The 14,451-nt window shown below is 59.5% G+C and carries 11 protein-coding genes; all 11 read right to left on the reverse strand.

What is annotated here, in order from left to right; genetic code table 11:
• Positions 1–371 precede the first annotated feature (371 nt).
• On the reverse strand, positions 372–1,463 hold the full coding sequence (locus ABJ076_RS00625) for a polyamine ABC transporter substrate-binding protein (RefSeq protein ID WP_348197901.1): 1,092 nt from the start codon (positions 1,461–1,463) through the stop codon (positions 372–374).
• Between the two features lie 272 nt (positions 1,464–1,735).
• Entirely contained in the window at positions 1,736–2,749 is a 1,014-nt protein-coding gene (locus ABJ076_RS00630) for an Ldh family oxidoreductase (RefSeq protein ID WP_348188267.1), read from the reverse strand.
• Positions 2,750–2,843: 94 nt separating this feature from the next.
• Positions 2,844–2,981 (reverse strand): hypothetical protein, encoded by a 138-nt coding sequence (locus ABJ076_RS00635; RefSeq protein ID WP_348188268.1) that lies wholly within the window; start codon positions 2,979–2,981, stop codon positions 2,844–2,846.
• Positions 2,982–2,994: 13 nt separating this feature from the next.
• Positions 2,995–5,028, reverse strand: a complete 2,034-nt coding sequence (locus tag ABJ076_RS00640; protein ID WP_348188269.1) for a TRAP transporter large permease subunit — start codon at positions 5,026–5,028, stop codon at positions 2,995–2,997.
• An 88-nt stretch (positions 5,029–5,116) separates the two neighbouring features.
• The gene (locus tag ABJ076_RS00645) at positions 5,117–6,142 is read right to left on the reverse strand and encodes a TRAP transporter substrate-binding protein (RefSeq protein ID WP_348188271.1); all 1,026 of its coding nucleotides are present in this window, start codon (positions 6,140–6,142) and stop codon (positions 5,117–5,119) included.
• A 447-nt stretch (positions 6,143–6,589) separates the two neighbouring features.
• The gene (locus ABJ076_RS00650) at positions 6,590–7,189 is read right to left on the reverse strand and encodes a 2-hydroxychromene-2-carboxylate isomerase (RefSeq protein ID WP_348188273.1); all 600 of its coding nucleotides are present in this window, start codon (positions 7,187–7,189) and stop codon (positions 6,590–6,592) included.
• A gap of 111 nt (positions 7,190–7,300) precedes the next feature.
• Positions 7,301–8,233, reverse strand: a complete 933-nt coding sequence (locus tag ABJ076_RS00655; protein ID WP_348188275.1) for an ornithine cyclodeaminase family protein — start codon at positions 8,231–8,233, stop codon at positions 7,301–7,303.
• A complete protein-coding gene (locus ABJ076_RS00660; protein ID WP_348188277.1) occupies positions 8,230–8,769 on the reverse strand; it encodes a GNAT family N-acetyltransferase in 540 nt (179 codons plus the stop codon). The genes ABJ076_RS00655 and ABJ076_RS00660 overlap by 4 nt, the downstream gene beginning before the upstream one ends.
• Before the next feature lie 3 nt (positions 8,770–8,772).
• A complete protein-coding gene (locus tag ABJ076_RS00665) occupies positions 8,773–10,401 on the reverse strand; it encodes an acyl-CoA synthetase (protein WP_348188279.1) in 1,629 nt (542 codons plus the stop codon).
• A 106-nt stretch (positions 10,402–10,507) separates the two neighbouring features.
• On the reverse strand, positions 10,508–12,538 hold the full coding sequence (locus ABJ076_RS00670) for an elongation factor G (RefSeq protein WP_348188281.1): 2,031 nt from the start codon (positions 12,536–12,538) through the stop codon (positions 10,508–10,510).
• Between the two features lie 183 nt (positions 12,539–12,721).
• A complete protein-coding gene (locus tag ABJ076_RS00675) occupies positions 12,722–14,437 on the reverse strand; it encodes an FAD-dependent oxidoreductase (RefSeq protein WP_348188283.1) in 1,716 nt (571 codons plus the stop codon).
• Between the last annotated feature and the right edge of the window lie 14 nt (positions 14,438–14,451).

The following is a 14,451-nucleotide window of genomic DNA, read 5'->3' on the forward strand; positions in this document are numbered from 1 at the left end:
AACCATTCCAGAGACTTCGGCCCCCGCCGCCGCGCCCCACTCAGTGGTCCGCTCCGCAACGGGAGGCGCCTTATACGACCCACCCCAACAAACCGTCAAACACTTATTTGCAAAAAAATGACGATCATAAAAAAATAATCCGAAAACCGAGGAAAACAGCCAAACACGTCAGCCAAATTCCCCGTTAATAACCGCACCATCTCTCCATCGCCCCCCGGACATTCGGACAATCAGTTCGGCGAGTCCGCTCGCAAGGTCGTCCTGCCCCATAAAATCAGGATGCAAAGAAGTTCGGGCGTCAGGATTCTCTCCTGACGCCCGAACAGACATCTTCAAGCCCACCCCGCTTTTGCAGAGGCTCTCGTCGGTCGCTACTGGCCGGCCTTGAGCTTCGTCCAACTACGCTTCAGCAGCCGATCGTATCGAGCCGAACGGGCCAAGGTCGGGAACAGGTTCTTCTTGATCTCGTCGGTCGGATAAATCGACGGGTTCGTCCGGACCTCTTCGTCGACCATCGGCAGCGAAGCCGCGTTCGCATTGGCATAAAGCACATAGTTCGAAATATCCGCCGCGATCTGAGGTCGCATCACGAAATCGATAAAGGCATGAGCATTATCCGGATGCGGTGCATCGGCCGGGACGGCCAGCATGTCGAACCAGACGACAGCACCTTCCTTCGGGATGACATACTTCACCTCGACACCCTGATTGGCTTCCGCCGCCCTATCAGACGCCTGCAGGATGTCTCCGGAGTACCCCATGGCCAGACAGATCTCGCCGTTCGCCAGGTCGTCGATATATTGGGATGAGTGGAAGTAACGGATGTGGGGCCTGACCTTTGCCAGCATTTCTTCCGCCCTGGCCAGATCTTCCCGGGATTCGCTGTTGGGATCGAGACCGAGATATTTCAGCGCGGTCGCCATCACATCGACTGGAGCATCCAGCAAGCCAACACCGCAGCTCGCCAGCTTGGAGACCACCGCGGGGTCGAAGAACAGGCTCCAAGTATCGGCCGGCATTTCTCCGAGCCGCTGCGTGATAGCCTTCACATTATAGCCGAACCCAGTTGTGCCCCACATATAGGTCACCGAATGTGCGTTATCCGGATCATGCAGCGCCACGCGTGCGCTGATCACCGGGTCCATGTTCTTCAGGTTCGGCAGTTTCGCCGGATCCAGCTTCTGGAACACACCGGCCTTGATCTGGCGCTCCAGGAAGTTAGCGGTCGGCACAACCACGTCATAGCCGGTCGATCCGGTCAGCAATTTTGCTTCCACGATCTCGTTGCTATCAAAGACGTCGTAATTGACCTTGATACCAGTTTCCGCCTCGAACGTCTGGATCGTGTCCTCGGCGATATAATCGCTCCAGTTATAGACGTTCAGAACCTTTTCTTCGGCGTTGGCAGCTCCGCCAATCATTGTTGCGGCAACGGCGACCGCCGCGAATAACCCTCGTGACACCATAACGGCTGCTCCTCTCACGCCTCTGCTGATCCCTGATATTCCTATTGCCATAGCTCGGTTTGCCGGTCACGCGGAATGCAGGGCCCATCATAACGGATGAGGAGAAATTATTATTGAATACTCGCCCGCATACGTTATGATGACATTACTCCAAATGCCTTCAGGGCAAGAACAAGCCTCCGCCCTGTTCGACTTGGCCCGGGCGCGTCAAAACGCGACCCGGTCCACTTTTATCCAACGTCGGCATCCCCGCTCGCCGGCAACCAGACTCAATTGCCAATGAGCTCCTGTAATGTACGCGACAGGCTCTCCTGAACATGGATGCCGTCCCGCGCAGTTTCCTCACGCGCCTTGCGCCGTCGGTCCCCCGGCAGCCGTACACCGTCATCCGACAACATCCGCTCGAACAGCAGATCCGCATGGGCCGCGAACCCTGCGCCGTCCCCGAACCGGGCCGGATCGAGAGCGATGATCAATTCTCCTCCAACCGGCGGGCCGCCATCGCCGTTATCCGCTGCCTTTGCCTCAAAGCTCAGCTTGTCACCAATCAGGGCCCCGACCAGCAACTCAACCATCATCGCCAGCGCCGCGCCCTTGTAGCCGCCGAAGGCCAGCTGGGCGCCGCCGTCGAGAATTGCCTTGGGATCGGTCGTATCCTTGCCGTTACGATCTATCCCTGCCCCATAGGGTACGGAATGACCGTCGCGGGCGGCTATCATGATCTCACCCCGCGCCATGGTAGAGGAGGCCTGATCGAAGACCATGGGATGCTTGCCCGGCCGCGGCCAAGCAAACGCCATCGGGTTGGTCCCGAAGATCGGCGTCCGACCTCCCGGTGCCACCACATAAGGAAAGGCCGCAGTGAAGGCGAATGCCGCCAGCCCCTGCTCGGCCAATGCTTCTGTTTCCGGCCAGAGGGCTGCGAAATGATAGATATCGTTCAGAGCCAACGCCGCGATACCGTTGCTCTTCGCACGCTCAACAAGCGCCGCACGCCCGACTTCCAGCGCGAGAGGTGCAAAGCCGCCATCGCCCGCAACCTGAACCACCGAGGGAGCAAGATCGCTAACCGCAGGCCGCGCCTTACCGTTCACCTTGCCGCTTTTCAGCGAGGCGACATAGCCGGGGATCCGGAATAGCCCATGGGAATGACAAAGATCGCGCTCCGCCGCCGTTACGATATCGGCGACCGCGCGCGCATTCTCCTCATCCGCTCCATGCTGCATGAGGCACCGCACCGCAAGCGCATGTGCCTCTTCCAAACTCATCTTGACTGACTGCATCGACTCCCTCCATCCGTCTCTCCTCACAAAAGCACGGAAAGACGGATCTTGGAATCCGGTTGCTCCGGATTATCGGTGCCCCGACGGCCAGGGTTCAGGAAAACCCGTCAGCGATCGCGAACATGAAGACGATAAGGGCAAGGCCTATGAGGATACCGATCACGGTCGGCGAAATCCCGTAGGACCCGGCGATAGCGTCTTCGTCATCTTCATGCTGGTCGTACATCGACATAAATGATCTCCGATCAATTCAGCAATTGTGGCATCCACAAAGCGATCTGGGGGAACACCATGACCAGGAGCATGCCGATGATCTGCAGACAGATGAACGGAATGACACTGACAAATATCTCCTGCAGCGTGACGTCCCGTGGGGCAACCGACTTCAGCCAAAAACAGGCCGGCCCGAATGGCGGGCTGAGGAAGTAGATCTGAATGTTCATGACAAACAGAATCCCGAACCAGACCGCAGCCCATTCCGGCTCCATCCCAAGCTCGGGCGCCAGGTCCCGCACCACCGGCGCGAAGACCGGCACGGTAATGAAGATGATCGCAATCCATTCCATGAAGGTGCCAAGGATGACCAGGATCGCCATCATCACGAAGATCGTGCCGAAAGCCCCCAGACCGGCCCCCTTGATCAGATCCCGCATGAAATCTGCACCGCCGATCAGGTTATAGAGACCGACAAACGCCACCGCACCGAGGATCAGCCAGATGATAGTCCCGACCACGGACATCGTGTTGGCGAGACAATCGCGGATCAAGGCGTAGTTGAACTGGAACCTCACAGCGGCAACGACGATCGCTCCGAAGACACCGACCGCAGCCGCCTCCGTAACACTGGTGATGCCGCCATAAATCGAGCCCATCACACAGAAGATAAGCAGAATACACAGGACAACTGCCCAGACCTGATGACGACCGAGCTTGGTCTCCTCACCGGTTTTCGCAGCAATCTCGGCGGCAGTCGGCGCCAAGTCGTGATTAAGATTGCAGCGGACCAGGACATAGGTCACGTAGAATGCGGCGAGCATCAGCCCGGGGATGAAACCGGCCGAAAACAGGTCGCCGATACCGACATTGGCGCTCAGACCGTAAACGATCATCACGATTGAGGGCGGTATCAGGGTTGCCAGGGCGCCCGCCGCGCAGATCAGGCCGATCGTCAGCTTACGGTCGTAGCCGAGACGCAGCATCTGCGGCAGAGCCACCAGTCCCAGCATCACAATCTCGCCTCCCATCACACCGGACATAGCGGCCAGAATCACAGCCACGATTGTCGTCTGGAGTGCGACGCCACCGCGCAACCCGCCAGCGAAGATCGACATGGCATCGAACAGATCCTGTGCAATACCGGATCGTTCCAGAATAGAAGCCATCAGAACGAAGAACGGCACGGCCACCAGCGGATATTTTTCCAGCAGGTCCATCGCGTTAGTCGAGACCAGGTACATGCCGGTGGTGCCGTAGAACATCAGCGCACAAACGACGGAGATAATCAGGGTCACAATGCCCAGAGGCATTCCTGTCATCATCAACGCAAGCAGCGCGGCAACAATCAGAAACGAGATCGTCGCGATCCCGATCTCATCACGGTCGACATTGAAATGATCGACAAAGGCGCTGCCATTCTCGGCAAGTGTCTCCTCGAAACCATACCAGAGGCTCTCGGTACCGCCGTAATGACCAAAGATTTGCAGCAACAGACGAAGGCAGATCAGCGCCATGACGGTCAAGACGGCTATCTGAAGAGGGCGGGTTCTAAAATGGCGCCTCAGATTGACCAGCAACTGCATGAGATAGAGGAATAGTCCGCTGACCAACACGGTCTTCAAGACCATCGGCAAAGGCGAATTCCACGCTGTCCCGCCGCGTTCCGTCAGATCGATGCTTTCGAGCGCACGAATCAGAGTGTCCGACACCAGCATATAGAGAGCGAAGACCCCAACCACCATTGCGAACAGATCGAGCCACCACCGGACCCTGTCGGACGCCATCAGGTAGAAAACCGTGATCCCAATATGTCGTTTGCGGAGCGTCACGAAGCCGGCCGACAGCATCCATGCGGAGGCGCAAAGGACCATAACGACTTCAAAGACCCACTGGGTGGGGCTGTTGAAAACGTAACGGGCGATCACCTCCCACAAGGTACAGGCGGCCGCCAGCAAATAGAGATTGCTTACGGCCAGACCGAGAAACCTGCTGACATGGTCAACAGAGCGGCTGAAGGCCGCAGCAACCGGTGCCCCGACCATTAATTCAGTATGTCCGGCCATCGCGCGTGCGCTCCGTATGGTCGTCAAAAAAACTGGAAATGAAAGGAGCCGCCGCGCCCAGGAAGAGCGCGGCGGCATGCAGAAGGTTTTATTCCTTCAGAAGGCCGACACTGCGCATGTATGCGAGATGCGCGTCCAGAGCTTCCTTAGCCAACGGAGACTTGGCAGCGAAATCGTTCCAGGCACCGACGGCAATTTCGCGGAACTTGGCGCGTTCTTCCTTCGACCAGTCGACCACAGTGATGTCGCCACCAGCCCGCTGCTCGGCAGCGATCGCACGATCCTGCAGGTCGGCTTCACGCCGCATGGCGTCGTAAGCGGCCGAATACCAGACCTCAAGCGCAGTCTGGCCTTCCGCGCCGAGCTTGTCCCAAACCTTCTTGTTCACGATGAACTGGAGGACAGCCATGGAGTGAATCCCCGGATAGATCGGGAACTTGGCCACCTTGTACATGCCTGAGGCATGGTTGTTGACGTGGGCCGACGCATCGGCAGCGTCGATCACACCTTTCTCAAGTGCGGTATAGACTTCGGAGAACGGCAGCGACACCGGAGCTGCGCCCGCGCGCTTGAACACTTCAGCCGCAAGACCCTCCGGAGAACGGACCTTAACGCCTTTCATATCGGCAACGGACTTGATCGGAATGGTGGAAACAAAAGCTTCCTTGGCATAGGGGCCACAGCCGACGACATGGACTTTGCCCTTGGTGTACTTGTCATACAGCTTCTGGAGAATTTCCTTGCCGCCACCATGCATGCAAAAGGTGCGGACCTGGTCCACGGTATCGTATCCGGCGATCAAGTCGCCGATCACCGCGAAGGCCGGGTCACGGCCGGAGAAATAGCTCACTGCGTTCAGGTCACCGTCGAGGATCCCGTTCGCCACCGCGTCGATCGTCTCGCGATGAGGGACAACTGCCTTCGTCGGCAGCACCTCAATCTTGACTGAACCACTGGTCATCTCACTGAGCTTCGGCGCCCAGGTCTCCCCCATGAACCGGTGAGCCCAGTCGCCTGACTTCGAACTTGCCTGTACTTTGAGTGTTTTCGCATCGGCTACGCCCGCAAAAGCGACAAGCATAGCAGCGCTCAGAATCGCGATTCCGCGTTTCATTGTAGTCCTCCCTGTTATGGTCGGCCCGCTTATGCTGGACCGCTTTTTTGGAGCCTTATCCGAGACAGCTGTGGTTTCACCGCCAGCCACAATAAATGCTCATTACACCAGTAACCGTAAGGGAGGAGACGCGCATAGCCAAGCAACAACGTATGCGTAAATCGTTTCAAGATGGAATGATTGCCATTACGGAACCCGCAGCCCGCACTAAAACGCGGCGCGGAAATCGCACAAGTGCATTCGGACAACGCCACAAAAAACAGAGGAAAACCGAGCTGTCGCAAGGCTATCACCCGGAGTTCCCGGCCCCGATCACTTGCGGAAAAAAGAGTCCTTCAAGGCCGACACAACCGCTTTGGGGACCAAGAGAACTTTCTGCTCAGTGAAATCTTCATGCCTCCATCGCGTCAAAGCCCGTCAAATATCAACGGTCGGATAAAGTTGCATTCAAACAACGCCCAATTTCTCGGCAACGAAATCGAGCCGGTCCTGCCCCCAGAACAATTCCTCGTCGATGATAAAGGACGGTGCACCGAAAACGCCGCGATGGAGAGCCAGTTCTGTGTCTTCCTCGAACGCTGCCTTGGTCTCTTCGCTCTTGGCTGACTGCATCAAAGATACGCCGTCGAGACCGGCCTTCTGACAACACTCCACCAGAACGCTGTCATCGTCTATTGACCGGTCCTGCTCCCAGAGGGCTTCCAGTATCAGGGTCGACAAGGTCAGGGCATCGCCTCCGGCAAGGCGGGCGGCGGTGACCAGATGAGCCGACAGAGGGGTTCTCGCCGGAAAATTCTCCGGCTCAATGACTATTGGCAAACCGAGATGCCGCTTCCAGCGGGCGAGCTCGACAAGCCGGTAGGCCCGCCGCTGTGGCGCCCTCTTTGGCAGCGGCAAACCTCCAGATTGCGAAAAGATCTGTCCAAAATCGACCGCATAGACGTTCACCTCGGCGCCGACTTTCTCCGTCATAGCCATAAACCGCCGAGCACCAAGATAACTCCACGGACTGGACGTGGTCATAAAATAGTCGACGGTCACGGTCATGATCCGGTTCCCTGCTGAAACATTTAGTCTGGTTATCAGGAACGCACATTCTAAACAGCTTTGGGCCGTACCGCGAAGCAGATAGAGTCCGGATTCTGGACAAAAACCAAATCAGACACCAGCGATCGTCATTATGGCCCGCGCGGTCATCAAATCGAGATGCGCGCCGCCACCATTCTTGAACAGGGTTATCTCCGCATCGCCGGTCCGGCCTTGCTGTCCGGCAGCGAGATCGTACAAGTCAGCCCGCACATCGCCCGGTCCGACAAGTCCAGCCGCAATCGGAATGGCAAAATCGCCCACATCCGCGAGCGTGGTCTCCCGGCAATCGACAAACAGGCGCGCTTTACCGATCAGTGCATCGTCAGCCTCCCGCATCTCCGGTGTAAAACCACCAACCAAATCGACATGGGTTCCAGAGGATACCCATTCCCCCATCAGAACCGGAGCGCGCGCCATGGTCGCCGTAGCGACGATGTCGGCATCGCCGACAGCGGCCGGCAGACTGTCGACCCGGATGACAGGCAAACCATCCCGGCGCAATTGCTCACAGAGGTTTTCTGCCCGTTGCTGGGAGCGATTGTGGATCTCGATCCTCTCAAGGCCAGGAAACAGTTCCGCATAGGCCCGGGCCAGAGTACCCGCGACCTTTCCCGCACCGATAATGACCAGTTTGCGGCTGTCAGGGCGAGCGAGAAAACGGGCGCCTAGAACGGAATCGGCCGCCGTTTTCCAGTCTGTCACCATGGTGCCGTCCAGCACAGCTTCGGGCGTTCCAGTGCCGTCCGCAAAGACCAGCATCGCCGCCTGCACGGTCGGCAATCCTTCGCCGGCATTGCCCGGCACCACACTGGCGGACTTCACCCCCATACCAAGCCCGTCGATCCAGGCACAGCGTGTCAGCAGCGCTTTACCCTCTCTTTCAAGCATCTGGTCTCCGATCCGCGCACGCGGCAACCGGTGACCGTCCTCAAGTGCATCCACGATCTTCCGCCAGGACAGGCGTCCAGCGACATCCTCGGGGCCGATAGAACGGAGCGTCATGCCATCTCTTCCCGTTTGATCCGGTAGAGCACATGCCGCCGGAGCGGGTCGCCCGGCTCCAGCAATGGGTGGTCGAAATCGTCCGCCCTGTCGTGATGCAGGCCGATCTTCTCCATAACGCCGCGCGAGCGGATGTTAATCGGCACAGTGAAGGAGACGATTTCCTCCAAACCAAGCGACCCGAAGCCGTAGGCCAATGTTCCGCATGCCGCTTCCGTAGCGAAGCCCAAACCCCAATGGGCGTGGTCCAGCCGCCAGCCGATTTCCACCGCCGGCATGAAAGGCGCGTCGAAGCGCGGCACGGAGAGACCGGTGTAGCCAATGAAATCGCCGCTATCCTTACGCTCAACCGCATAGGGACCAAAGCCGTGCTCTGCGAAATGACCCTCAATCCGGTCTGCAAAGGCGTCCGATTCTTCCCGGTTGAGCTGCTTCGGCAAAAACTCACAAACCTCAGCCGAGGCGTTCAGCGCCGCGAAGGGCTCCCGGTCCGCCTCCTTCCAACGTCTTAGGATCAGCCGTTCCGTCTCGATCATTATTCACTCACCCTCCGCATCGTGCAGGGCGCGCAAATCCTTGCGCACGATCTTGCCTGTCGTGGTCATCGGCAGGGACGCCACGAACGCGACATGGCGGGGATATTCATGCGCCGCCAGCCGGGTTTTCACATGATCCTGGATATCCTTCGCCAATGCATCGTCGCCGGAGACACCCTCTTTCAGGACGATGAACGCCTTCACGGCCTGGGTGCGTAACGGATCCGGCACCCCAATCACCGCCGCCATCGCCACCGCCGGATGCCCCACCAGGCAATCCTCGATTTCTCCCGGGCCGATCCGGTAGCCCGCCGAGGTGATGACGTCGTCGTCACGGCCGACATACCAGAAATAGCCATCGGCATCGCGCACCGCCTGATCGCCGGTCAGCAGCCAGTCGCCGGCAAACTTTTTCTCCGTCGCTTCGGGATTATTCCAGTACTGCAGGAACATCACGGGATCACCTTTCGCGATACCGACATTTCCCTGGGTGCCGTCCGGCAAAAGCTTTCCGTCATCATCGACAATGGCAACATCGTGCCCCGGAATGGCCCGACCCATCGCCCCCGGACGGACTTCCATAACGTCGGCGCAATTACCGACCACGACATTGCATTCGGTCTGCCCGTAAAACTCGTTGATGGTGAGCCCGAAAGTCTCCCGGCCCCACTCCAGCAATTCAGCGCCAAGAGTCTCTCCACCGGATACGACAGAGCGCACATCATAGCTGTATCGGTTCCGTGGGCTCTCCACCTGGCGCATCAGTTTCAGCGCGGTCGGCGGCAGGAAGCTGTTCCGTACGCCATGCTCCTGCATCAGCCAGAAAGCCTCTTCCGGGTCGAACTTGCGCGCCCTGTAGGCCAGCACCGGCACACCGTGATGCCAGGCTGGCAGCAACACGTCGATCAGCCCACCAATCCAGGCCCAGTCCGCCGGGGTCCAGAACAGATCGCCTGGCTTCGGGAACAGCCGGTTCGGAAATTCCACACCCGGTAAATGGCCGAGCAGGACCCGGTGGGCATGCAAGGCGCCCTTGGGCGGTCCTGTCGTGCCGGAGGTATAGATAATGAGAGCCGGATCATCAGCTTTTGTATCGACGATCTCGAACCCGTCCGACGCCCGCTCCAGCGCGGGCGTGAACGCGGTAAAATCATCACCGTCTACCGCCACGTCGGTCACGAAGATATGACGGAGCGCAGGCACCTGATCCCGGAAGGTCCGGATTTTCTCCAACCCAAGCTCGTCGGTAACGACCGCCGTGGCGCCGGAATTGACCAGCCGGTAGACCAAAGCCTCTTCTGCAAACAGCGCGAAGAGTGGCACCGCTATCATCCCGGCCTTGTAGATTGCCGTATGGGCGAAAGCGGTTTCGGGACGCTGCGGCAGCAAAATCGCTACCCTGTCCCCGCGCTTGATACCGCTGGCAGTCAGCACATTCGCGAAGCGGCTTGAAGCTTTCGCGATATCGCCGAAGCTGTAGCGGGCAACCGCGCCGTCCTCTGTCCGGTAGATCAGCGCCGGGGCGTCTGGCTTCTGCCCGTCCGCAATATCGCGGCCAATATTATAGTGCTCCGGAATGCGCCATTCGAAGGTATCGCGGATCCCGGTGTAAGTACTGCCGTTCGGAAGCATGTTCTGAGTTCCCTCCCAAGAAGTCAGGACGGGAAAAAGATCATGGAATGAGGCGCCCGGCCAGTGGAAAGCCGGACACCCCTATTACACTGTTCCAGTAGCGGCGTCAGACAGTTGCGACGGCGGTTCTGCCTTCCACCACCTGATCGGCGATCCGGCCGGTCAACTCCGCCAGATGATCGAACGCGCCGTTATAGAAGCCGATCCCGCCGGTGTGTGAGCGGATCTCGATGATCAAGTCACTGGTTTCGCTTTCCGGCAGGTAGGCCTCGACCTCGTCCCAACCGCTCCAGTCCGCCTTTGCCTGGAAACCGAGAATCTGGCCGCGCCGTCCGCTGATGATCCGCTGCACCCGCGCCGTCGCATCGTTCGGCACGGAGATAACGACTTTCATGACCGGCTCCAGCAGCACCGGCTTGCATTTGGGGAGCCCCTCGTTCATGGCCATGCGCGCCGCGGCCTTAAAGGCCATGTCGGAGCTATCAACTGCATGGGCCGAGCCGTCGCAGAGCTCCACCGCGACATCGACAACCTCAAAGCCGAGCGGCCCCCGCCGCATGAAGTCCTTCACCCCTTCCTCAACGGAAGGAATGTATTGCTTCGGTACCGAGCCGCCGACAATGCTGTTCTTAAAGGCGAATCCCTTGCCACGGCCAAGCGGCGCGATCTTGATCTTCACGTCGCCGAACTGCCCGTGCCCGCCCGTCTGTTTCTTGTGCCGGGCGTGCTGCTCCGCGCCCTTCCGGATCGATTCTTTATAGGGCACACCGGGCTCCCGGGCCTCGACATGCAGTTTGAACCGGCTCTCCAGCCGTTCGATCATCACCCTCAGATGTGTATCGCCCTGCCCCCGGATCACCAACTCGCCAAGGGCTGCATTTTGCTCCACCCGGAATGACGGATCCTCCTCCGCCAGCTTGGCAAGCGCGCCGGAAAGCTTGACCTCGTCACCGCGATTTGTCGGGGTGATGGCGAGGCCATAGACCGGAGCAAGCGGTGCGGGCCAATCCAGCGCGGCCACGCCGCCCGGAGTCAGCAATTCGCCCGTCTCAATCACGTCCATCCGGCCGAAAGAGACAACATCTCCTGCCGATGCAGAGCCGCATTTTTCCAATTTCACGCCCGTTACACGGTTGATGCCGCTGACCCGCTGGCCGTTCAACTCCTCACCGTCCTTCACCGTGCCGTGCCAGACCCGGACATAGGAGAGCTTGCCCATATGCGCCGCGTGTACGGTCTTGAAGATCTGACAGACCGCATTATCGACAGCGCTAATGCCAAGCCGCCCGGCAGTCGCAGCGACATCCGGCGTCTCATGGCGCAGCGTCTTGAGCAGCCGCTGCACACCATGATCCTTTTCCGCCCCGCCGAGCAGGACGGGGACAACCAGATCGCCCTGAAGCGTTTCAGTGAGCTGGCCATAGACATCCGGCGCGGCCGGCTCGACATCCTCAAGCAGTTGTTCCAGCAACGCGTCGTCGAAGTCCGACAGGGTCTCCAGCATCTCGTTCCGGGCTTCCTTCTCCCGATCTGTCACAGCCTCCGGGATCTGCACAAGCTTTGACGGCTTGCCGTTCTGGTATTGGTAGGCCCGTTCGCTCACCAGATCGACATATCCGGTCACCGCATCGCCACTGTCCCGGATCGGCACCTGGCGCAGTGCCACAGGCCGGTCGGAGACATCCTGCAGGGCATGCACGATGTCGCGCATACGATCGTTCGAGTCCTCTATCTTGTTGACGAAAATCACATGCGGGATGTCATGGGCATCAAGGAATTTGAGATAGGGAGTGAGCGCTGCTGCCTTGCCGATTTCCGGATCGGCTACCACGATCGCAATATCGGCGACCATGCAGGCGTTGCGCATGTCCTGATTGAAATCGAGACCGCCGGGTGTGTCGATGAAGATCCAGTCCTCATCCAAATATCGACCGCGCCCGAGGGTAGTCTCGGTGCTCGCCTGGCGTTTGCGGGATTCTTCGGCATTGTCACCGACGGTCGAACCATCCCTGACAAAACCTTTCTTGTGCAGGGTCCCTGTCGCCAGAAGCAACGCCTCGAATAGCGAGGTTTTACCGCTCAGATAGGGACCCACGAGCACCGCGCAACGGGGGGTGTTTCCACTCTTGTCTGCCATTGTATCCTCCCTGTGGTTTGCCGGTTCCGGATCCTTGATCGGATCGGTCCGTCCCCGCTCTTTTTCAAGCGGGTTTCAAGCCGGCGGTAGGCGCCAGCACCAGGGAGCGGCGCGAGCGCACACGCCACCGTCATTCCCGCACTTCCGGCGGCAAGAGGCAAGGAGATTCGCCGATTCGCGGGTTCAGGCATTACCTCCCGACATGTGCCGGGCCGCGATGTAACCGAAGGTCAGGGCAGGTCCGAGCGTGATGCCACCACCGGGATAATTTCCCCCCATGATGCTCGCCGCATCATTGCCGGCGGCATAGAGGCCGGGGATTGGCGTGCCGTCCTCATTTAGGACACGGGCACTACCGTCCGTCGACAGGCCGGCAAACGTCCCGAGATCGCCGATCTCCAACCGGACAGCGTAATAGGGTCCATCGCCGATCGGGGCGACGCAGGGATTTGGTTTATGCTCCGGATCTCCGAGCGAGCGGTTATAGGACGTGTTGCCCTTGCTGAACTCAGGATCTTCTCCCCGCGCCGCCGGGCCGTTAAAGGCCTCGACGGTTGTCCGCAAACCGGCTGGATCGGCGCCGATGGCCCCCGCCAGCTCCTCCAGCGTCTTGCCGGTCTGCAGGTAACCGCTTTTGATATGCGGACGGAACGGCACCGGATAAGGCTTCACATAACCGAGCCCGTATTTCCGGAGCGTACGGTGATCGACGATGAAATAGGCACAGATCTCCCCGCCTTCCTCAGTACATCGCGCATACATGGCCTGGCAGAAATCATGATAGGACTCTGCCTCGTTCACAAACCGCCGGCCCGAACGGGTAACCGCGATCACGCCGGGCTTCGAACGATCGACGAAATGCGGAAAAGTACCCCGTGTTCCATCCGACCAGACCGGACGCGAGATCGGCACCCAGGCTGCAGCATTGGGCAGGTCATCCTGCACCGTCGCGCCGACACTCTCGCCCAGGCGCAACCCGTCCCCGGTATTGCCGGGAGGGGCCGGACTCAGATGTTCATGGCCCGAAGGCGCGTGGGGAAAGAGCGCGGCGCGGCGCCGGACATCCTGAGGAAATCCGCCGGCAGCCAACACGACTCCCTTGTTGGCCATAACCTCGACACGGCCTTCGGGTGTTTCCACGACAGCGCCGACAACACGGCCAGCATCATCCCGCAGGATCTCACGCACCGGTGCACGGATCCGGATCTCAACGCCCTTGTCGAAACAGGATTTCGCCAGCCGGGCGACCAGCGCATTGCCGTTCATCAGGCGCATGGAACGGCCATGAAACAGCAGGTCGCGCATATATTTGCAGAACAGGACGGCGACAAAGAAAGCAGACACAGGCGAGCGTGTCACGTTGAAGAAATGCAGCAGCTCCTTGCCGGTGCCGATCATCATGCCAAGGAAGGTTATTTCCTTCAGCGGCTTGCGCAGCCGCTTGATCTCCGGGCCGAGCGCGCGGCCGTCGAAGGGCCGGGCGACGATGGACCGGCCGCCATCAAGGCCGCCCGGTGCATCCGGGTGATAGTCGGCGAAGGTCGGCCCAAGATCGAATTGCAGACTGGTCTCGCTCTCGAAGAACTCGACCGCCTTTGGGCCGGCATCGAGGAAAGCATCCACCCGTTCCGGGTCGTAGAACTCTCCGGCTTCGTGCTTGAGGTAGGTTTGCGCTAGCTCGCGGCTGTCCTCCACCCCGGCACGCCGGGCGGGAGCATTCATCGGGATCCACATCCAGCCGCCGGAACGGGCCGAGGTGCCACCGAACACCGGCTCCTTCTCCACGACCAGGACCTTCAGCCCGCGATGCGCTGCAGACACCGCGCTGGCAAGTCCGCCAGCGCCGGACCCGACCACCAAGACATCGACGGCTTCCTGCCGGCGCACCTGTTCCGTCATTCACTGCCTCCCCA

Source organism: Nisaea sp. (assembly GCF_039990255.1).
Lineage (GTDB): Bacteria > Pseudomonadota > Alphaproteobacteria > Thalassobaculales > Thalassobaculaceae > Nisaea.

Excerpts from the sequence above, each read along its gene's own strand:
- ABJ076_RS00675 (WP_348188283.1), bottom strand. The coding sequence starts at position 14,437 with ATGACGGAACAGGTGCGCCGGCAGGAAGCCGTCGATGTCTTGGTGGTC.
- ABJ076_RS00665 (WP_348188279.1), bottom strand. The coding sequence starts at position 10,401 with ATGCTTCCGAACGGCAGTACTTACACCGGGATCCGCGATACCTTCGAA.
- ABJ076_RS00650 (WP_348188273.1), bottom strand. The coding sequence starts at position 7,189 with ATGACCGTGACCGTCGACTATTTTATGACCACGTCCAGTCCGTGGAGT.
- ABJ076_RS00660 (WP_348188277.1), bottom strand. The coding sequence starts at position 8,769 with ATGATCGAGACGGAACGGCTGATCCTAAGACGTTGGAAGGAGGCGGAC.
- ABJ076_RS00640 (WP_348188269.1), bottom strand. The coding sequence starts at position 5,028 with ATGGCCGGACATACTGAATTAATGGTCGGGGCACCGGTTGCTGCGGCC.
- ABJ076_RS00630 (WP_348188267.1), bottom strand. The coding sequence starts at position 2,749 with ATGCAGTCAGTCAAGATGAGTTTGGAAGAGGCACATGCGCTTGCGGTG.
- ABJ076_RS00655 (WP_348188275.1), bottom strand. The coding sequence starts at position 8,233 with ATGACGCTCCGTTCTATCGGCCCCGAGGATGTCGCTGGACGCCTGTCC.
- ABJ076_RS00635 (WP_348188268.1), bottom strand. The coding sequence starts at position 2,981 with ATGTCGATGTACGACCAGCATGAAGATGACGAAGACGCTATCGCCGGG.
- ABJ076_RS00645 (WP_348188271.1), bottom strand. The coding sequence starts at position 6,142 with ATGAAACGCGGAATCGCGATTCTGAGCGCTGCTATGCTTGTCGCTTTT.
- ABJ076_RS00670 (WP_348188281.1), bottom strand. The coding sequence starts at position 12,538 with ATGGCAGACAAGAGTGGAAACACCCCCCGTTGCGCGGTGCTCGTGGGT.